27 protein-coding genes and 1 tRNA gene are annotated in these 23,948 nt (G+C 66.5%); 15 read left to right on the top strand and 13 right to left on the bottom strand.

What is annotated here, in order from left to right; all coding sequences use genetic code 11:
• Positions 1-4: 4 nt before the first annotated feature.
• Positions 5-1,204 (bottom strand): arginine deiminase, encoded by a 1,200-nt coding sequence (gene arcA / locus IC40_RS0103810; protein WP_023986204.1) that lies wholly within the window; start codon positions 1,202-1,204, stop codon positions 5-7.
• A 43-nt stretch (positions 1,205-1,247) separates the two neighbouring features.
• Here arcA and soxR point away from each other — a divergent pair, with 43 nt between their 5' ends.
• Together soxR and IC40_RS0103800 are read left to right on the top strand one after the other, a co-directional pair.
• Positions 1,248-1,679: a redox-sensitive transcriptional activator SoxR gene (gene soxR, locus IC40_RS0103805; RefSeq protein ID WP_030133434.1), complete on the top strand. Its 432-nt coding sequence runs from the start codon at positions 1,248-1,250 to the stop codon at positions 1,677-1,679.
• A 30-nt stretch (positions 1,680-1,709) separates the two neighbouring features.
• Positions 1,710-2,318: an alpha-ketoglutarate-dependent dioxygenase AlkB gene (locus IC40_RS0103800; RefSeq protein ID WP_030133433.1), complete on the top strand. Its 609-nt coding sequence runs from the start codon at positions 1,710-1,712 to the stop codon at positions 2,316-2,318.
• Here IC40_RS0103800 and IC40_RS0103795 read toward each other — a convergent pair.
• Together IC40_RS0103795 and IC40_RS0103790 are read right to left on the bottom strand one after the other, a co-directional pair.
• Entirely contained in the window at positions 2,315-2,977 is a 663-nt protein-coding gene (locus IC40_RS0103795; RefSeq protein WP_030133432.1) for a DUF5642 family protein, read from the bottom strand. The two genes, IC40_RS0103800 and IC40_RS0103795, sit on opposite strands and share 4 nt — an antisense overlap.
• Before the next feature lie 10 nt (positions 2,978-2,987).
• Positions 2,988-3,665, bottom strand: a complete 678-nt coding sequence (locus IC40_RS0103790) for a DUF5642 family protein (protein ID WP_169740067.1) — start codon at positions 3,663-3,665, stop codon at positions 2,988-2,990.
• 121 nt (positions 3,666-3,786) lie between these two features.
• Here IC40_RS0103790 and lpqN point away from each other — a divergent pair, with 121 nt between their 5' ends.
• Positions 3,787-4,491 (top strand): envelope biogenesis lipoprotein LpqN, encoded by a 705-nt coding sequence (lpqN, locus tag IC40_RS0103785; protein ID WP_030133430.1) that lies wholly within the window; start codon positions 3,787-3,789, stop codon positions 4,489-4,491.
• Here the strand turns inward: lpqN and IC40_RS0103780 are convergent, their stop codons facing one another.
• Both IC40_RS0103780 and IC40_RS0103775 read right to left on the bottom strand, forming a co-directional pair.
• Positions 4,492-5,334 (bottom strand): shikimate 5-dehydrogenase, encoded by an 843-nt coding sequence (locus tag IC40_RS0103780; protein ID WP_030133429.1) that lies wholly within the window; start codon positions 5,332-5,334, stop codon positions 4,492-4,494.
• Positions 5,334-6,332 (bottom strand): acetyltransferase Pat, encoded by a 999-nt coding sequence (locus IC40_RS0103775; RefSeq protein ID WP_030133428.1) that lies wholly within the window; start codon positions 6,330-6,332, stop codon positions 5,334-5,336. Before IC40_RS0103775 ends, IC40_RS0103780 begins: the two co-directional genes overlap by 1 nt.
• 130 nt (positions 6,333-6,462) lie before the next feature.
• Here IC40_RS0103775 and IC40_RS0103770 point away from each other — a divergent pair, with 130 nt between their 5' ends.
• Both IC40_RS0103770 and IC40_RS0103765 read left to right on the top strand, forming a co-directional pair.
• Positions 6,463-7,110, top strand: a complete 648-nt coding sequence (locus IC40_RS0103770) for a TetR/AcrR family transcriptional regulator (RefSeq protein WP_081843303.1) — start codon at positions 6,463-6,465, stop codon at positions 7,108-7,110.
• 133 nt (positions 7,111-7,243) lie between these two features.
• Positions 7,244-7,828, top strand: coding sequence for a carboxymuconolactone decarboxylase family protein (locus tag IC40_RS0103765; RefSeq protein WP_030133426.1), 585 nt, complete (start codon positions 7,244-7,246; stop codon positions 7,826-7,828).
• Positions 7,829-7,869: 41 nt separating this feature from the next.
• Here IC40_RS0103765 and IC40_RS0103760 read toward each other — a convergent pair whose 3' ends face one another.
• On the bottom strand, positions 7,870-8,661 hold the full coding sequence (locus tag IC40_RS0103760) for a bestrophin-like domain (RefSeq protein WP_030133425.1): 792 nt from the start codon (positions 8,659-8,661) through the stop codon (positions 7,870-7,872).
• Between the two features lie 58 nt (positions 8,662-8,719).
• Here IC40_RS0103760 and IC40_RS0103755 point away from each other — a divergent pair, with 58 nt between their 5' ends.
• Complete coding sequence (locus IC40_RS0103755; protein WP_030133424.1) at positions 8,720-10,456, top strand: molybdopterin-dependent oxidoreductase; 1,737 nt, start codon at positions 8,720-8,722, stop codon at positions 10,454-10,456.
• A 114-nt stretch (positions 10,457-10,570) separates the two neighbouring features.
• Positions 10,571-11,050, top strand: coding sequence for a DUF4383 domain-containing protein (locus IC40_RS0103750; RefSeq protein WP_030133423.1), 480 nt, complete (start codon positions 10,571-10,573; stop codon positions 11,048-11,050).
• Between the two features lie 10 nt (positions 11,051-11,060).
• On the opposite strand, the gene IC40_RS0103745 is transcribed toward IC40_RS0103750, so the two are convergent.
• Positions 11,061-11,891, bottom strand: a complete 831-nt coding sequence (locus IC40_RS0103745) for a helix-turn-helix transcriptional regulator (RefSeq protein ID WP_030133422.1) — start codon at positions 11,889-11,891, stop codon at positions 11,061-11,063.
• 87 nt (positions 11,892-11,978) lie between these two features.
• On the opposite strand from IC40_RS0103745, the gene IC40_RS0103740 reads away from it, so the two are divergent.
• From IC40_RS0103740 to IC40_RS0103730, 3 genes are all read left to right on the top strand, one after another.
• Positions 11,979-12,911 (top strand): SDR family oxidoreductase, encoded by a 933-nt coding sequence (locus IC40_RS0103740; RefSeq protein WP_030133421.1) that lies wholly within the window; start codon positions 11,979-11,981, stop codon positions 12,909-12,911.
• Positions 12,912-13,006: 95 nt separating this feature from the next.
• Entirely contained in the window at positions 13,007-13,819 is an 813-nt protein-coding gene (locus IC40_RS0103735) for a CPBP family intramembrane glutamic endopeptidase (protein WP_030133420.1), read from the top strand.
• Complete coding sequence (locus IC40_RS0103730; RefSeq protein WP_051644261.1) at positions 13,816-14,601, top strand: hypothetical protein; 786 nt, start codon at positions 13,816-13,818, stop codon at positions 14,599-14,601. Before IC40_RS0103735 ends, IC40_RS0103730 begins: the two co-directional genes overlap by 4 nt.
• A gap of 6 nt (positions 14,602-14,607) precedes the next feature.
• Here the strand turns inward: IC40_RS0103730 and IC40_RS0103725 are convergent, their stop codons facing one another.
• Positions 14,608-15,240 (bottom strand): TetR/AcrR family transcriptional regulator, encoded by a 633-nt coding sequence (locus tag IC40_RS0103725; protein WP_030133418.1) that lies wholly within the window; start codon positions 15,238-15,240, stop codon positions 14,608-14,610.
• Between the two features lie 77 nt (positions 15,241-15,317).
• On the opposite strand from IC40_RS0103725, the gene IC40_RS0103720 reads away from it, so the two are divergent.
• From IC40_RS0103720 to IC40_RS0103710, 3 genes are read left to right on the top strand one after another with little or no spacing between them, the layout of a single operon-like run.
• On the top strand, positions 15,318-16,346 hold the full coding sequence (locus IC40_RS0103720) for a Rieske 2Fe-2S domain-containing protein (RefSeq protein ID WP_030133417.1): 1,029 nt from the start codon (positions 15,318-15,320) through the stop codon (positions 16,344-16,346).
• Between the two features lie 29 nt (positions 16,347-16,375).
• A complete protein-coding gene (locus IC40_RS0103715) occupies positions 16,376-17,449 on the top strand; it encodes an NAD(P)H-dependent amine dehydrogenase family protein (protein ID WP_030133416.1) in 1,074 nt (357 codons plus the stop codon).
• Between the two features lie 25 nt (positions 17,450-17,474).
• Complete coding sequence (locus tag IC40_RS0103710; RefSeq protein WP_030133415.1) at positions 17,475-18,569, top strand: NAD(P)H-dependent amine dehydrogenase family protein; 1,095 nt, start codon at positions 17,475-17,477, stop codon at positions 18,567-18,569.
• 63 nt (positions 18,570-18,632) lie between these two features.
• Here the strand turns inward: IC40_RS0103710 and IC40_RS0103705 are convergent.
• The 5 genes from IC40_RS0103705 to IC40_RS0103685 form a co-directional block, all read right to left on the bottom strand.
• Positions 18,633-18,705: transfer RNA gene (locus IC40_RS0103705), tRNA-Ala, on the bottom strand.
• Positions 18,706-18,756: 51 nt separating this feature from the next.
• Positions 18,757-19,797 (bottom strand): divisome protein SepX/GlpR, encoded by a 1,041-nt coding sequence (sepX, locus tag IC40_RS0103700; RefSeq protein ID WP_030133414.1) that lies wholly within the window; start codon positions 19,795-19,797, stop codon positions 18,757-18,759.
• Between the two features lie 202 nt (positions 19,798-19,999).
• Positions 20,000-20,653, bottom strand: a complete 654-nt coding sequence (locus IC40_RS0103695; RefSeq protein ID WP_030133413.1) for a GNAT family N-acetyltransferase — start codon at positions 20,651-20,653, stop codon at positions 20,000-20,002.
• 4 nt (positions 20,654-20,657) lie between these two features.
• Positions 20,658-21,911, bottom strand: a complete 1,254-nt coding sequence (gene glp, locus IC40_RS0103690; RefSeq protein ID WP_030133412.1) for a molybdotransferase-like divisome protein Glp — start codon at positions 21,909-21,911, stop codon at positions 20,658-20,660.
• 39 nt (positions 21,912-21,950) lie between these two features.
• The gene (locus IC40_RS0103685; protein ID WP_030133411.1) at positions 21,951-22,862 is read right to left on the bottom strand and encodes a UTP--glucose-1-phosphate uridylyltransferase; all 912 of its coding nucleotides are present in this window, start codon (positions 22,860-22,862) and stop codon (positions 21,951-21,953) included.
• Between the two features lie 53 nt (positions 22,863-22,915).
• On the opposite strand from IC40_RS0103685, the gene IC40_RS0103680 reads away from it, so the two are divergent.
• Together IC40_RS0103680 and IC40_RS27075 are read left to right on the top strand one after the other, a co-directional pair.
• A complete protein-coding gene (locus IC40_RS0103680) occupies positions 22,916-23,500 on the top strand; it encodes a 5-formyltetrahydrofolate cyclo-ligase (RefSeq protein ID WP_036469249.1) in 585 nt (194 codons plus the stop codon).
• Positions 23,501-23,572: 72 nt separating this feature from the next.
• Positions 23,573-23,926, top strand: coding sequence for an FmdB family zinc ribbon protein (locus IC40_RS27075; protein ID WP_081843302.1), 354 nt, complete (start codon positions 23,573-23,575; stop codon positions 23,924-23,926).
• The last annotated feature ends 22 nt before the right edge of the window (positions 23,927-23,948 follow it).

Raw genomic sequence — 23,948 nt, 5'->3', positions numbered from 1 at the left:
CGCGCTACAGCGGGTCACGCGCTGCCGGGCAGGACATGCAGCGCGGCCCACCGCGGCCGGTACCGAGCTCCGATGCCGCGATCGGCAGCACCTCGATACCGGAGTCGGCGAGCCGGGTGTTGGTCTCGGTGTTGCGTTCGTAGGCCACCACGACACCGGGCGCCACGGCAAGGGTGTTGTTGCCGTCGTCCCACTGCTCGCGCTCGGCGGTCACCGGGTCCAGCCCGGTGTCGATGACGCGCAGCTTGCCGATGCCCATGGCGTCGGCGGCGGCCTCGACGAACGGCGCCGCCCGGTCGATCTTCACTCCCCCGCCGTCGACCTTGTGAATGGTGAACGCGGACAACGAGTCCACGATGTTCGGGTACATGACCACCGCATCGGCGTCGACCATGGTGCAGACGGTGTCCAGATGCATCTGGGCCCGTTCCTGCGCGATCGGCACGGCCAGCACCGTATGCGCCAGATCATCGTCGAACAGGCTGCGGGCCAGGGCCTCGGCACCGGCCGGGGTGGTGCGCTCGCCTACGCCGACGGCGACCACCCCTGGGGCCAGCAGCAGCACGTCACCACCCTCGACCGGGGCCGACCGCGATTCGTAGGCCCGCCGCACACCGAGGAACCGCGGGTGGTGGGCATAGATCAGGTCGGTCAGCGAGGTCTCGCGGACCCGCGCCGGCAGCGCCAACGAGGTGATGGCCACCCGCGGTCCGATCCAGAACGACGAGTCGCGGGTGAACAGCAGGTTGGGCAGTGGGTCGATGACGAAATCGCCGCCGTGGTGCATGCGGCGCACCAGCGAGAACTCGGTGGAGGCGAACGGCAGTTCGTCGAAGGTCATGCCCGCCATCAGCACGTGCGCCAACGCGTCCGGTTCGAGGGTGCGCAGATATGCCGAAAGCTCCTGGGCCAATGGGATTCCCAGCCGACGCGGATCGACGGCGGCGGAGATGCCGTGCATCCGGGCGGCACCGGAGGCCAGCGCCTGGGCCAGTAGATCACCCAGCAGCAGCACCTCGACACCGCGCGAGGCGAGCAACGCCGCGAACGCGTCGTGCTCCTCCTGGGCCTTGGCGACCCAGGGCAGCCCGTCGAACAACAGGGTGTCGTTGTTGCGCGGGGTGAGCCGCTGCAACTCCGCGCCGGGACGGTGCAGGATCACCGTCCGCAGCCTGCCGACCTCCGAATTGGACCCCAGCGGTATCGCTTCCACGTTCAGAACGTTAACTCAACTATGGTTGAGGTGTATGGAGACACATGAGCTCACACCCGGTGAGATGGCCCTCCGCAGCGGGGTGGCCGTGTCTGCGCTGCATTTCTACGAGCGCGAGGGTCTGATCGTATCGCGGCGCACATCGGGCAACCAGCGCCGCTATCGGCGCGAGACACTGCGCCGGGTGGCCTTCATCCGGATGTCGCAGCGGCTGGGCATCCCGTTGGCCAGGATCCGCGACGCGCTGGCCACCCTGCCCGACGACCGGGTGCCCACCAGCAAGGACTGGGCGCGATTGTCGGCGGGCTGGCGCGAGGACATCGACGCACGGATCCTGCATCTGCAGCGGTTGCGCGACAATCTCGCCGGCTGCATCGGGTGCGGATGCCTGAGCCTGAAGGCGTGCCGGCTGGCCAACCCCGACGACGTGCTGGCAGATCAGGGTCCTGGCGCGGCCAACCTGTGATATCGAACGTCTGTGCGATAGCCTTGGTTCGTGTCACTGGCCGTTCAGGGGTCGCTATTCGACCATTCGGAACGTCGGAGCCTGGGTGCAGGCGCCTGGATCGACGTGCGCGCCGGCTGGCTCAACGGCTGGCTGGACGATGACAAGACCCTGTTCGACGAGCTGCTGACCGCCATCCCGTGGCGCGCGGAACGCAGGCAGATGTACGAACGGGTGCTCGACGTGCCGCGTCTGGTCAGCTTCCACGACCTGACCGCCGCCCCTGCCCCCCATCCGGCCATCGCCCGGCTGCGGGTCCGGCTCAACGACATCTACGCGGGCGAACTCGGCGAACCGTTCACCAGCGCCGGACTGTGCCTTTATCGCGACGGCAACGACAGCGTGGCCTGGCACGGAGACACCGTCGGACGCAGCAGCACCGAGGACACCATGGTGGCCATCGTCAGCCTCGGCGCGCGCCGGGTGTTCGCGATGCGGCCGCGTGGCGGCGGACGCAGCCTGCGATTGCCCCAGGCCCACGGCGACCTGCTGGTGATGGGCGGATCGGCGCAACGGACCTGGGAGCACGCGGTACCCAAGACCGCCCGGCCCACCGGGCCGCGGATAAGCATCCAGTTCCGGGTGCGCGACGTCCGCTAGCTGCGGCCGGCCCGGACATCCTCGACCGCGGCGGTGAGCATCTCGCGGGCTTTTTCGGTGTCCACCGGCGCCACCGGGGTGTTCGGCACGACGAGCGGGTTGGCCGTCACGATGACCATGAAGGTGTCGAAATTCGCGACGTAATTGAACAGTTCGCCGCTGCGCGGCTTCCCGTCGACGGTGGTCTGCACGACGCGATGGGTGCCGAGCACCCGAGCGCCCTCGATCTGCGGAGACTCCACGACTTCGACCAGGCCGCGCACCCCCGGCCCGCCGAAGGCGACCTTCTGGCAGTCGGGACCGGGATCATTGGACGGCACCGGCTCGGAGGTCTGCACGGCAATCGCGATGAACCGGTTGCCCTTGCCCTCCGCTGTGGTGGCGGCCATATTCCCCTGCGCGCCTTCGGGAATCGCAAGGCCCCCGGCGAACTTCGCGCAGGCCGCCGGTTCGATCGTCACCCCGGCGGGCACCGTCTGCGGTGCCAGCATCTTCGGGTCGATACCGGTCGGTCCCGTGGTGGTGACCTGAAAGCCGGAGTCGAAGACCGACTTCACCGCGAAGACACCGGCAATATCGGCCTTCGACGAGTCGGCGGAGGAGCACGCCGCCAAGGCGGCAGCACAGGTAACCAGGGCCAGCGCCCGTGACGTCAGCATCGCCGCCAATCTACCCGGCCGGCTCCGCGCTGCCGGAGATCTCGTCGGTCGCCGAGCGCAACAGCCGACCGGCGACATCCGGCCCGAGCTCCGGCAGCGCCGAGCCGGGATCGGTGACGACGGTGACGGTCACGACGTAGCCGGGGCTGGGGTAAGCAATGGCGGTGTCGGCGTGTGAACGGGTCTCGGTACCGCCTTCCACGACGGTGGTGGCCACGGTGGACATCGCCGCAGTGGGCATGCCGAGGATATCCGGAGCAGCGACCGCGGTGACCGTCGCGGAGGTTCGCCCGCCCCGCAGCGTCCAGGCCTGACAGCCGGACGGGATGGCGGCGACGGTTCCGGGACCGGCCACCACCGCATGAATGATGCCCCCGGGCCCGGAGGCCGACCAACCGTGCGTCGGCGCACCGGCGCCCGGATCGGCCAACGCCGCGCATTGACCGGGCTCGGCGGCCCAGCCCGCCGTCATCCCCCAGAAACCGGCCGGTGCCGCATTGTCGGTGAGTGGGGTGACCTCGTACCCCGGCGGAAGGTCGGACTGAACACGCTGCACCGCAGCAGGATTCATCACTTTCACGGCACGCGTATCCGAGCCGCCGGCCTCCACGGTCGGCGGGGCGGGCGCAGGGGCGGAACAACCGCTGATCACCAGCACCGCGCCAAGGCCGATCGCGTAGCCACGCACACCGCCTGTGTTACCACACCGACGCCCCAGGTTTCCCCGGCGAAACGCGTTTCACGACATGCCGTCGGTTTCCCTCCGGCCCTGTAACGTCCGATCCGAGATTCGACGGACAGGAGAACCGATGAACAAGCAGACCACAGCCCGAGGCGCGGCCGTCGCGGTTGCGGTGCTCAGCCTCGCCCTGGCCGGCTGCGGATCCGACACCAAGACCGATACGAGCTCCAGCGCCGAGGAGACCTCCACCTCGACCTCGGCTGCCGCCGCGCCGGAGACCGACAGCGACGCGCCCGCCGACACCGGCGAGAATCTGACCATCGCCCAGTACATCCAGCAGAACGGCATCACCGAGGCGCAGGTCAAACGTGGCACCCCCGGGTCACCGTCGGTGAATCTGCCTGCGCCGCAGGGCTGGGTCGACGCCGGTCCGGCCACCCCGGAATGGGCGTGGGGCCAGCTCGTCTACGCCGACCCGAGCATGCCGCCGCCGCCGCCGACCATCACCGCGATCCTGTCCAAGCTGACCGGTGATGTCGAGGGTGCCAAGATTCTGGAGTACGCACCCAACGAGCTGAAGAATCTCCCCGACTACAACGGCGGCAACGAGGGGCAGCCGGGCAAGCTCGGCGGATTCGACGCCGTGCAGGTCGGCGGAACGTACGTCAAGAACGGCAAGACCCTGCTGGTCGCGCAGAAGACGACGGTCATCCCCGCCGACGACGGGCTGTTCGTCCTGCAGATCAACGCCGAGGGCACCGAGGAACAGATGGGCCCGCTGATGGACGCGACCGCGGCCATCGACGAGCAGACGACCATCACGCCCAGCTGATCAGGCCCGCGATATCGCCGACGCCGCCGCGATCTGCGCCGCGCTGGGGCGCACCCCGGTATAGCGCTCGAACTGTTCGGCCGCCTGCAGCGCGATGACCTCTGCCCCGGTGATGACCGGGACGCCCGCGGCGCGGGCGGCGATGATCAATGGTGTCTCCGATGGCAGGGCCACGACGTCGAACACGGTCGCCGCGGCATTGATCGCGTCCTCGTCGAATGATCGCGCGGACTCCTCGGGACCGCCGGCCATCCCGATCGGGGTGACGTTGACCAGGATCGGTGCCCGCACACCGTCCGCGGAAGTGGCGTACTCCCAACCGATCCGGTCGGCCAGAGCGCGACCGGTGTCGGCGTTCCTGGCCACGACGACCCCGCGGGAGAATCCCGCTCCGACGAACGCGGCGGCCACCGCGTTGGCCATCCCACCGCTGCCGCGCAGCACCACCGCATCGTCGGGATTGAGCTCATGCTGGGCGATGAGTTGTTGTACCGCAAGGTAATCGGTATTGGACGCGGTGAGGTGACCGTTGTCATTGACGATGGTGTTCACCGATTCGATGACCCGTGCCGACGGCTCGATATCGTCGACCAGCGCCATCACGTCGGTTTTGAACGGCATCGAGACCGAGCAGCCGCGGATGCCGAGGGCCCGAACTCCGCCGATGGCGGCGGCAATATCGGTGGTGGTGAAGGCCTTGTAGATGAAATCCAGGCCCAGTTCCTCGTACAGATGGTTGTGGAACCGCGTGCCGATATTGCTGGGCCGCGCGGCAAGCGAGATGCACAGCGTGGTGTCCTTGTTCAGCGGCGGCCGGCCGGCACTGCGCGCGGGTTGGGACATCAGCCCACCGATCCCATCACTCGTCGTGCCAGGGCGGCGATCTCGTCGTAGATTTCCGGACGCAGCGACAACGCGCCGGCCGGCGGGACGTCGATCTCGGTGACCACCACGTTGAGATCATCGCGCACCCAGTGCGCACCGGCACGATCCAGGATGGCGCGCATCGCATAGTTGTCGGTCAACACCCGTGCCGAGAAGCGGGTGACGCCGCCGACGTGCGCGGCCACGGCCAACGCGTCCATGAGGAATGTGCCGATGCCGTGGCCCTGGTAGATGTCGGCGACGATGAACGCCACCTCTGCGGTACTCACCCCGTGCCCCTCCCGGACGAACCGGGCGTCGGCGACCACCGGGCCGTCGGGTCCTGCGGTCATCACCCAGACGAAGTGATCGACATAGTCCACCTCGAACAGGTAGGCCATCAGCGAGGGCGTCGGGACCCGGGTGCTCTGGAAGCGCCGATACAACGTCTCGGCCGAGAACTCGATGGGTCCGTCGATCGTGCGCACGTTGTCACCGGGCAGCACGGGACGCAGATGCAGGACGAGGTGGTCCCGCAGCGCGATCTCGATCGGCGTCAGATAAGCCGCCAGCCGCTGGCGGGCGGTGCGCACCAAACGTGGCATCACCCCCGGCAGTTCGACAAGCGCGGCAAAGGCTTCGGGTCCGCCTACCCAACCGGTCAGCGACGTGGCGGCCACCACGGTGGCGCTGCGTGGGGTGTGCCGCAGCAAGGCGATCTCACCGATCACGAGGCCGGGATCGACGGTGATCGTGATGGACTCACCACGGTCGCCGACGTGGGTCACCTCGGCCTGTCCGGTGGCGATCAACAGGAAGGTCAACGCCGTCTCGCCCTGTCGCATCAGGACCTGCCCCGGGTCGGCGAACAGCGGTTGCAGCTGGGACGCGAGGGGACGTAGTGACTCGGGCGCGCACCCGGCGAAGAACTCAAGTGCAGCCAGTTCGTCGGCACGGTCAGCGGTCGCTCCGGACACCTCACGAGGCTACGGCGCGGTCGTCGGGGTCGGCAACAACGGTCAAGATCAGGTTTGCTATGGACGTGGGCGCAGGCCGGTTGGAAAAGTTTTCTACGCACCGGTCAGTAATTTGTGGCAAACTCCGCGTATGACACAAGCGCTGCGCCGCACTCGGGGGCGCCCACGAGCAGCTAACGGAGCGGAAACCCGCGAACGGATTATCTTCGCGGCTCGTCAAGTTTTCAGCGAGCTTGGCTACGATGCGTCGACATTTCAGGAGATTGCCGAGCGCGCCGATCTGACCCGCCCAGCAATCAATCACTACTTTTCCAACAAGCGCGATCTCTATCAGAACGTGCTGGATACAACCCACACCGGACTCATCGAAGCCGGCATCGCCGCAGCCGCCGGCCAGACCACTCTGCTGGACAAACTGACCGCGTTGATGAGCGGCATGCTGGCCGCGCACCGCGAGATCGACTCTGCCGCAGCTTTCCTTGTCACCTCGATGCTGGAGGCCCATCGCCACCCCGAGTTGAAGAACGACCAATATGCCCCGCGCGACGGAATCCGCGCCTTTCTGGCCGAAGCCGTCAGCGACGCGATCGCAAATGGTCAATTGGCCGACGAAACCGATGGCAACGCCCTCATCGAGATGTTGCTGGTGCTGATGTTCGGCATGGGCTTCTACGCCGGCTTCGTCGGCACCGACGACGAGGTGGCCGCCGTCATCGACAGGTTGCGCAGACTGTTGTCCAACGACCTGTGGGCACTGCGGGCGCCGGCCGCCAGCTGAGCGCGTGAACCTCCCCTCCACGCTGTGCCGACGTAGCGCGGCATTCGCTTCACTCGATATCGACGTGCAATCCTAGGAGAACGTCATTTCCGCGGGCCGTCGCGCCCGATGGCGATCGAGAGGAATGAGGTCTATGACGCGTGTTGTCCCGCTGCCGGCAGCGGAGTGGCCGACCGAGATGCGCGCGGCGCTGGCCGCGATGGACCCTCCGGTCCGCCGTCATCCGCCACTGCAGACCGAAGGCCGCCCGAAAGGTCTCAACGTTCTCGGTGCGCTCGCCCATCACCCCGAACTCGCACACGCGTTCTTCACGTTCAACGGGCATCTGCTCGCTGCGACATCACTTACTCCGCGTCGTCGCGAACTGCTGATCCTGCGCACGGCCGTGATCCGGCAGTCCGAGTACGAATGGGCTCAGCACGTCGTGATTGCCGGTGACGTCGGCATCTCCCGGACCGAGCTGGCCCAGATCGCCTGGGGCCCGGATTCTGCACTCTGGTCGAAGGAAGATGCTGCCATTCTGCGTGTCGCCGACGATTTGATCACCGATGGGACCATCTCCGATTCCACCTGGACCGCGTTGACGGGCTTCCTGAGCACTCAGGAGATTCTCGATGCGATCTTCACCGTCGGCGCCTACGAGACGCTCGGTTGGATGCTTCGGTCCTTGGGCATCGAACTCGACGAGGATGTCCGGACGCACCTGGAAGCAGACTGATCGCTCGGATCGGCCGGATATCGACCTGGGTAACGCTTTTCCTAGCCGCGCGGCTGGTGTAGCACGGTGACGAACTCGCGCAGCGGGTCGGCCGAGGTCGCCGCGTCGCCGATGAACGGGTGGGACAACTGCAGCACCAGGAACAAGTTCGTCGCCACCAGCACACCGACGATCGCCACCATCGGGTAGTGCATCGTGGACCGCTCGACTCCGTAGATGATGGCGGTGCCCAGCACCAGCGTGCTGGTCAAGAAGATGACACCCCACAACGGCCACGGCGCGCCGTCGTCATCATGCGCCTGCAGCAGGCGGACCGTGCGGGCCTGGCTCACCTTGTCCAGATTGCCCAGCGATGTGGTCAACCGGCTGCGCTGGGCGTCGGTGGACGCCTCGAGCTCACCGTATGCCCGGTACACCGCGGCCAGCGCCCGGTCGGCCTCGGGTGTGGTGGTCGCATTCCCGCCGGGCCACTCCTGGAGCACCGCCTCACCGTATTCGAGCAGGACGCCGCGCAGCCGCTGAGCGTCCACGTCGGCGAAAGCCGCAGTGTCCCTTGCCAGTTGAACCGCCGCCGCGCCCTCGGCCCTGACGTTGGCATCGGCTGTGTTGATATGGCCCCACATGGACGAGACGACGAAACCGATGAAGAAGGCGTAGACGAAACCGATCACCCCGTAGGTGAATCGGACGACGTCGTTGTGGTCATCACCCTGCAGCCCCGGGAATCGCCGGCGTACCAGCATCTGCAGCAGAACCGCCCCGCCGGCGATCAGCACCACCAGGAGGACCAACAGGGCACCCGCGGGAACATGTTCAACCAACCAAGCGCTCATCGGCTGACTGTAAAGCGATCCGGTCCCGGCGTCGATGCGGTCGTCTAAGGTCTGCCCCGTGGTGACTGATCACACGTCGAATCATGAACGTATCCGCCAGGGCGAGTGGGCAGGCGGGATTGCCGACGAGCAGGCCACGGTCCCCGTCATCCGGATCGGACGCCGCTGGGTCAGCACGGCGTGGCTCGTGCCGCTGACGATCGCCGCATTGATCGTCGGCGTCGCCATCGCCCAGCACCTTCGTCAGCACGAGTGGATGCAGGAGTTCATCGAGCGTTATCCCGGAACGTCTGCGCCTCTGGGCGGTATCGAACCAGGATTACCGGCCTGGCTGCGCTGGAGTCACCTGTTCAACATCGTCTTCATGATGTTCATCATCCGAGCCGGTCTGCAGATCCTGGCCGACCACCCTCGGCTGTATCTCAATTCGGGCAGCACACCGGGTACTGCGTGGCTGCGACTTCGCGGGCCGATACCTGCCGATCGACTCGACCCTGCCGACCCGGCACGGGTGTGGACCGCCAAGGACGACTCGGTGTCCTTGCCGAAATGGCTTGGCATACCCGGTGTCCGACACACGATCGGCCTGGCGCGCTGGTGGCATCTCACCTTCGATGCCCTGTGGTTACTCAATGGTGCCGTGTTCTACATCCTGCTGTTGGCCACCGGTCAGTGGCGTCGCATCGTTCCGCAGTCCTGGGATGTGCTCCCCAACGCGCTGTCGACGATGGTGCAGTACCTGTCCCTGGATTTCCCGGCCAATGACGGCTTCGTCGCCTACAACGCGCTGCAGTTGATCGCGTACTTCCTGACGGTATTCGTCTTCGCGCCATTGGCTTTCCTCACCGGCATACTGCAGGCACCGGCGATCGCCGCCCGATTCGGCCTCGGTGCCGGACCGGCCAACCGTCAGGTCGCGCGCTCGGTGCATTTCCTGGTTCTGGTGTGGATGGTTTTCTTCATCGCCATCCATACCATCATGGTCTTCACGACCGGCCTGGTCGGCAATCTCAACCACATCGTCTTCGGTACCGACACCGAATCCCCATGGGCATTGGTCATGTATCTCATCGCGATGGCGGTGATCGTCGCCCTGTGGATGCTGGCGTCCCCCGCCACCCTGCGGTACCCGCGCATCGTGCAACGAGTGGGTCGATTCGCGATCGGATGGATCAAGGGACTGATGGAATGGGTGCACCCCAAGGCCGAGTACTCCGAGAGGGACATCTCCGCGTACTTCTGGCCGAACGGAACCCTGCCGGCGTCATCGACGTATCGGGAGTTGGCTGCCGGCTACTGGTCCGGTTACACCCTGCGGGTGGGCGGGCAGGTGGAGAACCCGACCGAATTCAGTTATGCCGATCTACTCGCGATGCTCAAACATGAACAGATAACCCAGCACTACTGCATCCAGGGCTGGTCTGGCGTGGCCAAGTGGGGCGGCGTCCGCATGGCGGACATCCTCGATATCGTCCGGCCGCTGCCGTCCGCGCGCTGGGTGGTCTTCTACTCGATGGCAGACGGGTCCGAACCGGGTGCCGGACGCTACTACGACTGCCACAAGATCAGCCACATGCGTCATCCGATGGCCTTGTTGGCCTACGAGATGAACGACGCCCCGCTCACCGAGACCCACGGCGCACCGCTGCGTTTGCGCAACGAGGTCGAACTGGGGTTCAAACAGGTTAAGTGGATCGAATCCATCGAATTCGTCGACAGTTTCGAGCACATCGGCAAGGGGCACGGTGGCTACAACGAAGACCACGAGTACTTCGGCTTCCGGATGCCCATCTGAAAGCCAGGGTGTCCTGTTTGCCGCGAGCGTCAACGGGTAAGCCGCCCTGGTCGACGAACATCCTCAAGACAAGGGGGAGCGACGACCCGTCCGCCCACCTACGTGAGGATCCCCATGACCGAGCCCCATTCGACGCCCGCCACCACCACATCCACCGCCACCGCTCGCACGCCGGTTCAGAAGGCCTCATTGGCCGTCGGGGTGGTGTTCCTGCTGGTCGGAATCCTCGGGTTCATACCGGGTATCACCGCGCACTACGACCAGCTGGCCTTCGCGGGCCACCATTCCGAGGCCGCCCTGCTGGGTATCTTCAATGTGTCGGTCTTGCACAATCTCGTACATCTGGCCTTCGGTGTCGCCGGCATCGCGCTGGCGCGCACCTTCACGTCGGCCCGCGGTTACCTGATCGGCGGCGGTGCCGTCTATCTGGTGCTGTTCATCTACGGCCTGGTGATCGACCATCAGAGCGCGATGAACTTCGTTCCGGTCAACGACGCCGACAACTGGCTGCATCTCGGTTTGGCGATCGGCATGCTGGCCCTGGGCTTCGTGCTGGGACGCCGGGTGACTGCGGAACCTACTGCTCGGCAGTAGGTTCCGGCGGTCAACCGGTTGCCAGCACCGACAGCAGTTGCAGTTTCTCGTAACTCTGACTGCCCGGCGCGGCGGTGTAGACCAGCAACGTGTGCGACTCCTCGGGGTCCAGCAAGATCTGACAGTTCAGTTCGAGCGCACCGACCTCGGGATGGACGTAGCGCTTGACCTCGCGAGGTCTGATGCCGATCTCATGGCGGTCCCAGTGCGCACGGAACTCCGCGCTCTGCTCGGCGAGCAGAGCCGCCAGTTCGGCCGCTCGCGACTCCGGCCCGCGGATCCCGAGCAGTCCCCGCAGCCCGGAAACATACATGCGCGAATAGAACTCGTGGTCCTCTGGTGGGTAGAGGTCGCGTGCGGTCGGATCGGTGAACCACCGGTATCCGCTGCTGCGCGCGGCACCGGTGTGCCGGGTCAGGTCCCCCATCAACGCGACACCCATCGGCGTCTGGCGCAGCGTCTCCCCCAGCTCGGTGACGATCTCGGCGGGGGTATCGGCCAGCCGGTCGAAGATCCGCAACATGCCGGGTCCCACATGGTCGGTTCCCGACCCGCGCACCGGCGGCCGGTGGCCCGCCAACCGGAACAGGTGGTCGCGCTCGTCGCGGGTCAGATGCAGGCCCTGCGCGATCGCGGCAATCATCTGCTCCGACGGCTGGGGTCCGCGCTCCTGCTCCAGGCGCGAGTAGTAATCGGTGGACATGTGGCACAGCGCAGCCACCTCCTCCCGGCGCAGACCGGTGGTGCGGCGGCGCCGGCCGCGGGGTAACCCGACATCCTCGGGCTGCAGCGCATCGCGCCGGTGGATGAGGAAATCCGCCAGTCCCCGTCGATCGATCATGACCGCCATTGTGCTGCGCGCCGGGCAGCTCAACCACGGATCGTCCGTCCATGGTTATCGCGCACCATCACCGGCAGTGTCGTCTGTATGCCACCTGGACGATACGAAATCTCCCTACCCGATCTCACCGGACGCCGTGCCGTCGTGACCGGCGCCAGCGATGGCATCGGACTCGGCATCGCAACCCGGCTCGCCGGCGCCGGCGCGGAGGTGCTGATGCCCGTCCGCAATCGAGTGAAAGGTGAGGCGGCCGCCGCGGTGATCCGGTCACGGCACCCGGCGGCGCGACTGCGACTGGAATCACTCGACCTGGCGTCGCTGGCCTCGGTGCGCTTACTCGGCGAACGGCTGTGCGACGAGGGCGCTCCGATCCATCTTCTCGTCAACAACGCCGGAGTGATGACACCCCCTCGGCGCGAGAACACCGTCGACGGTTTCGAATTGCAATTCGGCACAAACCATCTCGGCCACTTTGCCCTGACCGGGGCGCTGTTGCCGGTGTTGCGGGCCGGTGGGGCCCGCGTCACCACACAGACCAGCGTCGCCGCGCGCGGCGGGCAGATCAACTGGACCGACCCCAACTGGGAGCTCACCTACGACGCGATGTCGGCCTACCGGCAGTCCAAGATCGCCTGCGGGTTGTTCGGATTGGAGCTGGCCCGGCGCAGCGCCGCGGCCGGCTGGGAGATCAGCAGCACCATCTCCCATCCCGGCGTCGCTCCGACCAGCTTGCTGGCCGCCCGCCCCGAGATGGGCAGGACCGAGGACACCGCCCAGGTTCGGTTCATCAGGTGGCTCTCGGCTCGCGGGCTACTCGTCGGCACCGTGGCGACCGCACAACTCCCGGCGCTGATGGCGGCGACGGCCACCGATCCCGGTGGGTTCTACGGTCCCCAGTGGCCGGGTAACGCGGGTGGACCACCCGGTGTGCAGAAACTGTGGAAACCCCTGCGGGACAGCCCCGCTGCGGACCGGCTGTGGGACCTCTCGGAACAACTGACCGGGGTGCGGTTCGGCTGAGGCACCGGCACGCACTGGTGTTTCGGGGTTCTCCGCACCCTTTACGGGGGATTTCCCCCTGGTGGATCCGTTGGCCGCACAGCAGAGTTGCCGGCGTGTTCACACTCTCCGATCGTTCGGCGTCGGCGCTGTTCATGGTCGTGGTCGTCGGCATCGCATGCGCCACGGCCACCGTGGCGGACGGCGCGATCCTCGCGGTTTCTCCGCTGATGGTGACCATCGTCATGATGTTCGTCGTGACGCGGGACGGCTACCGTGGCGCCGGATGGCGAGGTCTGGGTCTCATCGGGGCCGGGTTTCGTTGGTGGCCGGCGGCGGTGTTGGCCACCGCGGGGACCTCACTGGTCGCCGCCATGGCCGTCGTGGTCAGCGGCCTCGGCCACCTCGTCACGCCGTCGCGCGATGGGCTTGTCGATCTCGGCGTTCTGCTGGTGACCGGTACCGTCCTGGCGGCCGCCGAGGAGATCGGCTGGCGCGGTTACCTTCAGCCACGGTTGACCTCGTGGATGGACCCGTGGTGCAGCTATGCGGTGATCGGTGTGTGTTGGGCGACATGGCATCTGCCCTACATTCTGTTCACCAACGGATACCACGCCGTGGGCAACCGTGGGCTCGTGCTGATCCTCTTCGTGGTCGGTGTGATCATGTTCTCGGTGTTGTTCGGCATGCTGCGGGACCTGTCAGGCAGTGTCTGGCCCGCCGTGATGGCCCATATGGCACACAACGTCGCGTTCGGGTGGTTGGGTGCATCGGTGATCAGCACGACGTATCCGGTGGCGGTGAATGAGTACTTGGCCGGTGACACCGGCATTCTCGTGTTGCTCGGCACTACCGTCGCGGTGCTGACCATCGGTGCGGTGACCGGCCACCTGCCCGCAATCCGACGGCGGTCGCGGAGCTTGACATGACAACGGCATTCGATCGAATTGCGCGTTACCGGTGGACCGTTGCGCTGAGCGCAGGGGGCGGGGCGCTGCTGGTGGCTGCGTTCATCCGCGGACCCGCCGAACTACTGAAACGTTCGTTTCCCGAATATGCAGATGTCGACGGGATGCCTGACGCGGTGACCTCGGCGCTGAAACAATTCCTGATTTCACCCACTCCCGCCCTACCACCGGAACTGGCGCGGCTGTCCGACTATTGGTTCCAATGGCACGCCATCAAGATCGGGATCAGCGTCGCGCTGGTGCTGTCCTTCGCGATCCTCGCCGCCGCATGCTGGACGCGCTACCTGAGCCGGGAGGGCCGGCATGCCGTGTCATATGGGTTGGCGGCCAACGTTGCCGGTGTCCTGGCCTTCGCGGCCTGCTGGCTGCTGGTCATCAATGTCCAGGCCACCGCCGTCCCGATGGTCGCACTGTTGCCGTGGACAACGCCGGGCTCGCTGCCCGCCGACGCACTGGCCGACACTCCCGCAATGACCGAGCTGCTGGAGCAGGTGAGTCGGTATCACTGGGTGCTGGCGGTGGGCACCGCAGCGCTGACGGCGCTGGCCGTGGCCGGTGCACTCAGGCCGTGGCGCCGGCGCACCACCGCACGCGGCCGCGACCGGCGCGCCGCGCGAATGTACACGGCGCTGTTGACCTTGACCTCCCTGAATGCGGTGGGCGGGCTGCTGGTCGCCGCATACAGCGTCATCTCGGCGACGGACCCGGACGCATCGCTGCGTGCGATGCTGGGAATGGGTTAGTGCCCCTCAGCCTTCAGCTTCCAGGTAGGCAACCAGTGCATTGGTCAACCCACGGCGCGCGAGGTCCAGGTCCGAATATGAGCCGAGCTGGCGCTCCGAGACCAGACCGCGCATAGCCCCCGGGATCAGCGTGGCGACCTCACGCACGCGATCCGGGTCGGCGCCGAGATCCTCGAATGCGTTGCGGCAGATCTCCAGCCATGACCGACCCCAGGAGTACAGCTCGGCCGCGGTCTGCGGATACAACCGCTCCAGTTCGGCATGATCGCGTGGCAATGCCGCACGCAGGTTCTCGATGGCCCGGGAATCCGGCGAATCGAGACCCTCGAAAAGGGTGTCGATGATGTTGGCGACGCGCTTGCTCAAGACGGGGTCGGTGCTGAACGATGCGAACACATCGGCTCGGCGTTGTGCCGTGCGATGAAGCACGGCGGCCCAGAAGCCGTCGGCGTCACCGAATTGGTACTGCACGGCGCCCCAGGTGGCGCCGATGTCCTTGGCTATCCGGTTGGCCGATACCGATGCGGGATCACCCGAGGCCAGCGCCTTCAACGCGGCCTCCAGCATGTTCTCGCGGGTCGCCTGGCCGCGCCGATTCGGGCGACGTGCCGGCATGGAGGCCTCGGCCGTGTCGGTCATCAGTCGAGGATATCGCGCATCGGGCAAAATCATAAAGGCCACTATGCAAGTTTCATTGATTGTTCTATGCTTCCCGCATGGCCAAGCCGCCCCTGTCCATGAAGCCCACCGGCTGGTTCCAGGTCGCCTGGTCCGACGAGGTCGGTATCGGCGCGGTCCACCCCATGAAGTATTTCGATCGAGAGCTGATCGCCTGGCGCTCCGAGTCCGGGCAGGTCACCGTGATGGACGCCTACTGCGAGCATCTCGGTGCCCACCTCGGATACGGCGGCACCGTCCATGGCGAGGTGCTGCAATGTCCCTTCCACGGCTGGCAGTGGAATCAGCAGGGCCGTAACGTCTGTATTCCCTACGAGAATCGGCCCAACCGCGGACGTCGCATCAAGACCTATCCGGTGACCGAACGCAACGCGTCGATCTACATCTGGCATGACATCGAGGACCGGGAGCCGTTCTTCGACGCCCCCGACGTGTTCGCCAGCTTCGGCGACGGCACCAGCGAGGCCGACTACTACCCGCAGCAGCGACTGTTCGAGCCCGGGCGTGAGATGCATCCACAGTACGTGCTCGAAAATGGCGTGGATTTCGCACATTTCAAGTACGTGCACGGCACGCCCATCAACCCGATCTTCACCCGGCACGACTTCGACGAGCCGGTGTCCTATGTCGATTTCACCATCACCTTCGAGGGTGACGACGGGCAGCGAATCGAGGACATCAACAGCGGCGTCGAGGCGATCAACGGCGGCCTGGGTATCGCCGTGACCAAGAGTTGGGGAATGATCGACAACCGCACCATCTCGGCCATCACGCCGGTCGACGAGCGCACCTCCGACATCCGCTTCATGGTCTACATCGGACGGCCGAAAGGCGAGGTGCGCAACCCCGAGCGCGCCCGCGTCAAGGCCGAGGAGTTCGGCGCCGAGGTCATCCGACAGTTCCGCCAGGACATCCATATCTGGTCCCATCAGCGCTATTCCGACCCTCCCGCGCTCGCCAGTTCGGAGATGAAGGGGTTCACCGCGATCCGCAACTGGGCCCTGAAGTTCTACCCGGATGGCAAAGGCGGCAGCGCCGCCGACCTGGCTGCCCGAGCCACACACTGACCAAACGATCTGACCCAGAGAGGTTTTCGATGGCAATCAAGGTTTTCCAGGTCGCGACCGGCAACGTCGGCTCCGAGATGATCAAGCGGATAGCCGATGAACCCGATCTCGAACTGATCGGTGTGCACTGCTACTCGCCGGACAAGATCGGCAGGGACGCCGGCGAGCTGGCCGGGATTGCGCCCAACGGGGTGATCGCCACCGGCACCGTCGAGGAGATCATCGCCGCCAAGCCCGATGTGCTGACCTTCCACGGTGTGTTCCCCGATGAGGACCTGTATGTCAAAGTCCTTGAGGCCGGGATCAACATCGTCACCACCGCCGACTGGATCACCGGGTTCCACCGCGACACCAACCACCCGCACCCGTCGGGCAAGCTCGTCAGCCGGCTTCTCCAGGAGGCGTGCGAGAAGGGCGGTGCGACGTTCTACGGCACCGGGATGAATCCGGGTGTGAATCAGATTCTCGGCGTGGTGTGCTCGGCCGATGTCGCCGAGATCGAGAACGTCACCACCATCGAATCCGTCGACGTGTCATGCCATCACTCCAAGGACACCTGGATCGAGGTCGGCTATGGGCAACCCGTCGACGATCCCTCGATCCCGGACAAGCTGCGCAAGTACACCGAGGTGTTCGCCGACTCGGTGTACATGATGGCCGACTGTTTCGGACTCGAGCTCGACGAGGTGAAGTTCGAGTACGAGCTGGGGGCATGCACCAAGGATGTCGACCTGGGCTGGTACCAGCTCCCCAAGGGATCCCTCGGCGGCAACTACATCAAGTACGTCGGCACGGTCGACGGCGTACCACGGGTGGAAACCCATCTGGAATGGCAGATGACCCCGCACACCGATCCCAGCTGGGATATCAAGGGCTGCTACATCACTCAGATCAAGGGCGACCCCAACATCTACAACAAGCACATGATCTTCCCCAAACCCGGAGTCGACCTGTCGAATCCGGACAACTTCGCCTCCATCGGGATGACGGTGACGGGGATGCCCGCACTGCACTCCATCAAATCCGTGGTCGCGGCCGCACCCGGCATCATCACCAGTGCCGACCTTCCACTGCGCGGCTTCGCCGGCCGCTTCAAACTCTAGCGGCACCGAATCATCAGGAGGCCGCATGACGCTGCCACACCCCGAACCCGTTCTGCGCGTGGTGCAATGGACAACGGGCAACGTCGCGGCCGAAGCGGTGCGCGCGGTGCTCGCCCGACCCGATATGCAGCTGGTGGGCGCCTACGCCCACTCCCCGGGGAAGGTCGGGGTGGATGTGGGGCAGTTGTGCGGCCTCGGCGACGACATCGGTGTCCGGGCCACCGATGACGTCGACGCGCTGCTCGCTACGCGGCCGGACTGCGTCGTCTACAACCCGCTGCACTTCGATCCCGCGGAGGTACAGCGGATCCTGCGCGCCGGTGTCAACATCGTCACCAGCGCGGAGTTCCTCACCGGTCGCAATCTCACCGACGTCGAGCGCGCCGATATCGATGCCGCGGGCCGGGCGGGCGGAGCGACGCTGTTCGGCAGTGGCATGAATCCCGGTTTCGCGCAGCTGGTGGCCGCCATCTCCAGCGGGGTGTCGACCGACGTGCGGCGGGTGTCGATGACCGAGTCGGTCAACGTCGCCCAGTTCATCGGTGATGCCAACTTCCAAGCGGTGGGCTGGGGTCGACCCAGGGACGATCCGGGCCATGTCGAGGATGTGCGTCGCGGCACCGCCGTGTTCGCCGAGGCGGTCGACGTCCTCGCGCGCCTCACGAACGTCGAGCTCGACAGCATCGACTGCACAGTCGATTTCGCCCATACGACCGAGGATGTGATCACTGACGGGGTGTCCCTGCCCAAGGGCCACGTCGGCGCCATGGACGTTCGGTGGTTCGGCGTGGTCGGCGGTCGCGAGGTTCTCACGGTCACACAGCGCTGGGTCGCCACCGAGGCACTCGACCCGCCGTGGACCGTCGAGCACGGATACCGCATCGAGGTGGTCGGCGACCCGAACGTGCACGTTCGGGTCGATCTGATGCCCACCGATGCCGATCTTGCCGATCTCACCCCGCAGCGGATGCGCAGCATCGGCCTGCGCATCACCGCGGGTCCGTTGATCAACGCGATTCCGGCGGTGTGTGCGGCCCGGCCGGGTATCGCCACCTACGCCGATCTGCCCGCCATCGCGGCGCATATTCCGGCTGCGGCGGCGACGCAGAAGAATCTCTGATCGGCAGGCCCAAATCTTAGAAAACCGGCGACCGATGCGCTCACCGAACAACGTCATGTGAAGTGGAGCTAAGGGGAATCGAACCCCTGACCTTCTCGATGCGAACGAGACGCGCTACCAACTGCGCTATAGCCCCTTGACCGGTTAGGAGGCTACCAGGAAGACCCTCGGCAACCGAAACCGGCTGCTACTGACCGGCCGCGCGCGGCAGATCGTAATGCCGCGCGAACGATGCGTAGTCCAGGTGCTCGAAGATCGGGTCCTCGTCGTCGATGTCCAGGACGGCCGCCCCGGGGCGGCGCAGCCGTGCGGGCACCACGTCGAACTCGCCGTCCTCGGTGTTCTCCACACCCAGCCGCGACCGCATCATCCGCTGGGCGCGGCGGCGGCGCAGCTGCTCCTCGATGCGCGTCTGACGTCGCAGGTATGCCAGGTAGAGCACGGTGACCGCACCGGCCATGCCCGCCAGCCACCACAGGCTGGGCGAGACGATCAAGGCCAGCAGCGTCGAGGTCATCAACGTCACCGACATGCCCAGCAGCATCCGCTTGCGGAAGGTGTACTTGCGGGCACTGACAGCCTGCGCCGTCTTGGACTCGTAGCGGTTGCGGCGAGCGCTGGCCATCGATTCGGCGAGCTCCGGGTCTCCGGCGACATCGTCGTCCTCGACCTCAAGCCCCGCAGTGTCCTCGACATACTCGTAGTCATCGGTGACCGGATCCTCGGACACCGACTTCTCGGCAGCTTCCTCGGCCGCGTGCTCGACGGTCGGTTCCGCCTTCGCCTCGGCACCGTCGAAGTCGAGCGTCAGTTCCTCGGTCACCGGCGCCTCGGGATCCTCGACACGCAGGGAGCCCATGGGCAGCGCACCGGAGTCCTCGTCGACGATGTCGACATCCAGATACGGCGATTCGGCGGGCTCCTCGGTGGCCGCGGCGAGCACGACGGCACGCTTGCGCTGTCCGGTCTGCTCGTCGAGCTCGGCCTCCAGGTCGGCGTCGAACTCGTCGTCGGCGGCGGGTTTCCAGTCCGGGTCGCTGTGGTGCCCGGCGCTGGCTCGCGGCCGGCGCAGGCGCGCATTGCGTCCCGAGTTGAGCACCCGAGTCGCCAGGGCGACGTCACTGGTGCGCCGGACATTGTCTCGTTTGCTCACCAACATCGGCACCAGCACGAAAAGCCAGAGAACGACGAGGGAGATCCACAACAGAGATTGGGGGATGCTTGGCATGTCGCCTGCTCCTTTCCCCATCAGGCTAGGTCGGTGACCTGCGCATCCATGTGCGGCGCGCCGAGGTCAATTACACACCTGTAATTCACCAGATACAAGCACCATTAGTCACTTAAGTCACATCAGTAACAGTTGTCGTCTCCGGGCCGCGAATTTCCGGTGCCGTAGGAGCCCCAGCACCCGGATACGCGCGTTTCACCAGTCAGGTCCAGCTGGCCCGGCCGGCGCGCACCAGGGTCGCGGCCACCGAACCCTGGACCTCCTCGATGGTCAACGCCACCAGCAGATGGTCGCGCCACCCGCCGTCGACGTCGAGGTAGCGCTTGAGCAGCCCCTCCTCGCGGAATCCCGCCTTCGCCAGCACCGCCCGACTCGCCGCGTTCTCCGGCCGCACGGTGGCCTCCACCCGGTGCAACATGACCGGCCCGAACGCATGATCCAGACCGAGCGCCAACGCCGCGGTCGCCACCCCCGCACCATTGGACTGTTTGGTCACCCAGTAACCGATCCACGCCGAGCGCAACGCCCCGTGCGTGACGTTTCCTATCGTGAGCTGACCGGCGAACTGACCGTCCAACTCGATGACGAACGGCAACATCCGCCCCCGCCGGGCCTCACCCCGCAGACCCGAGCACACCGCCGGCCACGACGAAAGGGCATGGCGCGCTTCCCAACTCACTTCCGAGCTGGGCTCCCACGGTTCGAGGTGGGCACGCTCGGCCAACCGCAATCGGCTCCACTGGGCGCCGTCACGCAACCGCACCGGGCGCAGGGTCACCACCCCGCCGGGCACGCGCAGCGGCCCCACCGGAACCGGCCAGCCGGGGTGGGCGGGGCTGGTGCGCCAGCGAGTCACGCGTTTATCCGCGTTGTGCCAGGAAGGCGACGTCGACGACCTCGCCGGTACGGATCTGTTCGGCCTCGCTGGGCACGATCACCAGACAGTTGGCCTCGGCGAGGGTGGCCAGCAGATGCGAGGACGCGCCGGGCGCGCCGCCGAGCGCCTGCACCAGGTACTCGCCGGTGTCCTGATCGCGCATCAACTGGCCGCGCAGATAGCCCTTACGGCCGGCGACCGAGGTGATCGGCGCCAACGTCCGCGCCTGGATGACCCGACGCAGCGGTTGCCGCTTACCCAGCGACATCCGGATCAGTGGGCGCACCATCACCTCGAAGACCACCAGCGCGCTCACCGGATTGGCCGGCAGCAGGAACACCGGCACCCCGTCGCGCCCCAACTGCCCGAAACCCTGGACCGAACCGGGGTGCATCGCGATGCGCGCCACCTCCATCTCGCCCAGTTCGGCGAGCACCGCCCGCACCGACTCGGCCGCCGCTCCCCCGACCGCACCGGCGATCACGACCACCTCGGACCGGCTGATCTGACCCTCGACCACCTCACGCAGGGCCGCCGGATCGGTGTCGACGATGCCGACCCGGTTCACCTCGGCGCCGGCATCGCGGCCGGCCGCGGCCAGCGCGTAGGAGTTCACGTCGTACACCTGGCCGTTGCCCGGGGTGCGCGAGACGTCGACCAGCTCACCGCCGACCGACAGCACCGTCATCCGGGGCCGCGGATGGACCATCACCTTGTCGCGCCCGACGGCGGCCAGCAGACCCACCTGGGCCGGACCGATGATCGTGCCCGCGCGCACCGCGACATCACCGGGCTGCACATCATCGCCGGTGCGCCGCACATACGCCCCCGAGCGGACACCGCGCAGCACGCGCACCCGGGACTGCCCGCCGTCGGTCCAGCGCAGCGGCAACACCGCATCGGCCAGCGTCGGCATCGGCGCACCGGTCTGCACCCGCGCGGCCTGCCGTGGCTGCAGCCGGCTCGGGGTCCGCGCCCCGGCCGCGATCTCGCCGACCACCGGCAGACTGACCTCCCGGTTCAGCCCGTCGTCATCGGTCCCGCCGACCGACAGCACATCCACACTGCGCACGGCATAGCCGTCGATGGCGGCCTGGTCGAACCCCGGAAGAGGTCGTTCGGTGACGACCTCCTCGGCACACATCAGCCCCTGGGATTCGGCGATGGCGACGCGCACCGGCCGCGGAGCCACCGCAGCGGCCGCTACTCGAGCCTGCTGCTCCTCAACCGAACGCACTGCATGCCTTTCTCCTCTTCGAAGACCCGCCGTGCGTCGTCAGTTCTCGGCCAGGCCCAATCGCTCGACCAACCAGCGCCGCAGCTCCGGTCCGTAGTCGTCGCGTTCTAGCGCAAAGTCAACCGCAGCCTTGAGGTACCCGCCGGGATTTCCCAAGTCGTGTCGGGAGCCGCGGTGCACCACGACATGCACCGGATGTCCCTCGTCGATCAACAACTGGATGGCATCGGTGAGCTGGATCTCCCCGCCGACGCCGCGGTCGACGCGCCGCAAGGCATCGAAGATCGCGCGGTCCAACACGTAACGGCCGGCCGCCGCATAGGGCGACGGCGCATCCTCGGCCTTGGGCTTCTCCACCATGCCGTTGACCTTGAGCACGTTCGGATTGGCCGCGTCCGGCACCACCTCGACATCGAAGACACCGTAGGCACTGATCTCGTCCTGGGGCACCTCGATGGCGCACAGCACCGAACCACCGCGCTTGGCGCGGACCTTCGACATGGTTTCCAGCACACCGGTCGGCAACACCAGGTCATCGGGCAGCAGGACGGCGATGGCGTCCTCGTCGGGCAGCAACTTCTCCTCGACACAACCGACGGCGTGACCGAGGCCCAGCGGCTCGGCCTGCACGACGGCCTCGACCTTGATCAGAGCCGGTGCGCGGCGCACCTTCTCCAACATCACGTGTTTACCGCGGGCCTCCAGCGTGCCCTCCAGGATGAGGTCCTCGACGAAGTGCGCGACGACACCGTCTTTGCCTTCGGAGGTCACGATGATCAGTCGCTCACCACCGGCCTCGGCGGCTTCGGCGGCCACCAGCTCGATGCCCGGGGTGTCCACCACCGGCAACAGTTCCTTGGGGACGGTCTTCGTCGCGGGAAGAAAACGCGTCCCCAGACCAGCCGCCGGGACGACGGCCGTCCGCGGAATCGGTACCTCTGCCTGTGTCATCGTTGACACATTAATCCCCATCGGGGGTTCAGGCGAAGGGTGTCGGCGCAAAGGTGGCAATCCTGACGAAACCGGCCCTGCGACGCCAGATCCTCGCGGCTCGCCGCGCACTGCCCGCCGCGGTCCGTGAACGCGAAACACGGTCGCTGCAAACGCACACGGCACAGTTGGCCGCCGATGTCGAGACCATCGCCGCCTACATCCCGGTCGGTTCGGAACCGGGTGCCGATCCCGATGCGGTGCCGCTGCTCGACGGCCTGGCGGGCTCGCGCATCCTGCTGCCCATCGCCCGTGCCGGGCAGCCGATGCAGTGGGCCGTCTACCGCCGAGGTGCGCTGGTGTCTGCGCCGTTCGGTCTCCTGGAACCGGCACCTCCGTGGCTCGCCCCGGACACCATCGCGCAGGCCGACCTGGTATTGATACCGGCGCTGGCGGTGGCCCGCGACGGCACCAGGCTGGGCCGCGGCGCCGGTTTCTACGATCGGGCGCTGCACCTCGCCGATCCGTCGGCCCCGCTGGTCGCGGTGGTGCGTGATGACGAACTGCTCGACGCGATCCCTGCCGAATCGCATGACGTGCCGGTGACGCACGCATTGACGCCCGGTGGTGGACTCATCCCGGTGGGTGGCCGGGAATGACCGGGCCCACATAGCGGTTTTGGCACTTGGACCGGTAGAGTGCCAAATAGTTTGACTGTCTCGGAGGTTGTCGTGCCTACCTATTCCTATGCGTGTACCGAGTGTGACAATCGGTTCGACGTGGTTCAGGCGTTCAGTGACGATGCGCTGACCGCGTGCCCCAAGTGCAACGGACGGCTGCGCAAGCTGTTCGGCAAGGTCGGCGTGGTCTTCAAGGGGAGCGGTTTCTACCGCACCGACAGCCGCGACTCGTCCAAGTCGTCGAGCTCGAGCGCCAAGAGCAGCAGCGGCGACAGCTCCTCGAGCAGCTCGTCGGATTCCGGTTCCTCCTCGAGTTCGACATCGAGCTCCTCGTCCTCGTCGAGCTCGTCATCCACCAGCACGTCATCGTCGAGCTCGTCGACCCCGGCAGCCGCATCCAGCTGATCCCCGAAAGGGTTATCCACAG

Source organism: Mycolicibacterium neoaurum ATCC 25795 (genome assembly GCF_000691525.1).
In the GTDB taxonomy this organism is placed as follows: Bacteria; Actinomycetota; Actinomycetes; order Mycobacteriales; family Mycobacteriaceae; genus Mycobacterium; species Mycobacterium neoaurum.
This window is presented reverse-complemented; position numbering and strand designations above follow the sequence as displayed.

Coding starts and splice junctions, on each gene's coding strand:
- soxR (WP_030133434.1), top strand. CDS start 1,248: ATGGAGACACATGAGCTCACACCCGGTGAGATGGCCCTCCGCAGCGGG.
- IC40_RS0103795 (WP_030133432.1), bottom strand. CDS start 2,977: ATGCTGACGTCACGGGCGCTGGCCCTGGTTACCTGTGCTGCCGCCTTG.
- lpqN (WP_030133430.1), top strand. CDS start 3,787: ATGAACAAGCAGACCACAGCCCGAGGCGCGGCCGTCGCGGTTGCGGTG.
- IC40_RS0103780 (WP_030133429.1), bottom strand. CDS start 5,334: ATGTCCCAACCCGCGCGCAGTGCCGGCCGGCCGCCGCTGAACAAGGAC.
- IC40_RS0103770 (WP_081843303.1), top strand. CDS start 6,463: ATGACACAAGCGCTGCGCCGCACTCGGGGGCGCCCACGAGCAGCTAAC.
- IC40_RS0103765 (WP_030133426.1), top strand. CDS start 7,244: ATGACGCGTGTTGTCCCGCTGCCGGCAGCGGAGTGGCCGACCGAGATG.
- IC40_RS0103760 (WP_030133425.1), bottom strand. CDS start 8,661: ATGAGCGCTTGGTTGGTTGAACATGTTCCCGCGGGTGCCCTGTTGGTC.
- IC40_RS0103750 (WP_030133423.1), top strand. CDS start 10,571: ATGACCGAGCCCCATTCGACGCCCGCCACCACCACATCCACCGCCACC.
- IC40_RS0103745 (WP_030133422.1), bottom strand. CDS start 11,891: ATGATCGATCGACGGGGACTGGCGGATTTCCTCATCCACCGGCGCGAT.
- IC40_RS0103740 (WP_030133421.1), top strand. CDS start 11,979: ATGCCACCTGGACGATACGAAATCTCCCTACCCGATCTCACCGGACGC.
- IC40_RS0103730 (WP_051644261.1), top strand. CDS start 13,816: ATGACAACGGCATTCGATCGAATTGCGCGTTACCGGTGGACCGTTGCG.
- IC40_RS0103725 (WP_030133418.1), bottom strand. CDS start 15,240: ATGACCGACACGGCCGAGGCCTCCATGCCGGCACGTCGCCCGAATCGG.
- IC40_RS0103720 (WP_030133417.1), top strand. CDS start 15,318: ATGGCCAAGCCGCCCCTGTCCATGAAGCCCACCGGCTGGTTCCAGGTC.
- IC40_RS0103715 (WP_030133416.1), top strand. CDS start 16,376: ATGGCAATCAAGGTTTTCCAGGTCGCGACCGGCAACGTCGGCTCCGAG.
- IC40_RS0103710 (WP_030133415.1), top strand. CDS start 17,475: ATGACGCTGCCACACCCCGAACCCGTTCTGCGCGTGGTGCAATGGACA.
- sepX (WP_030133414.1), bottom strand. CDS start 19,797: ATGCCAAGCATCCCCCAATCTCTGTTGTGGATCTCCCTCGTCGTTCTC.
- IC40_RS0103685 (WP_030133411.1), bottom strand. CDS start 22,862: ATGACACAGGCAGAGGTACCGATTCCGCGGACGGCCGTCGTCCCGGCG.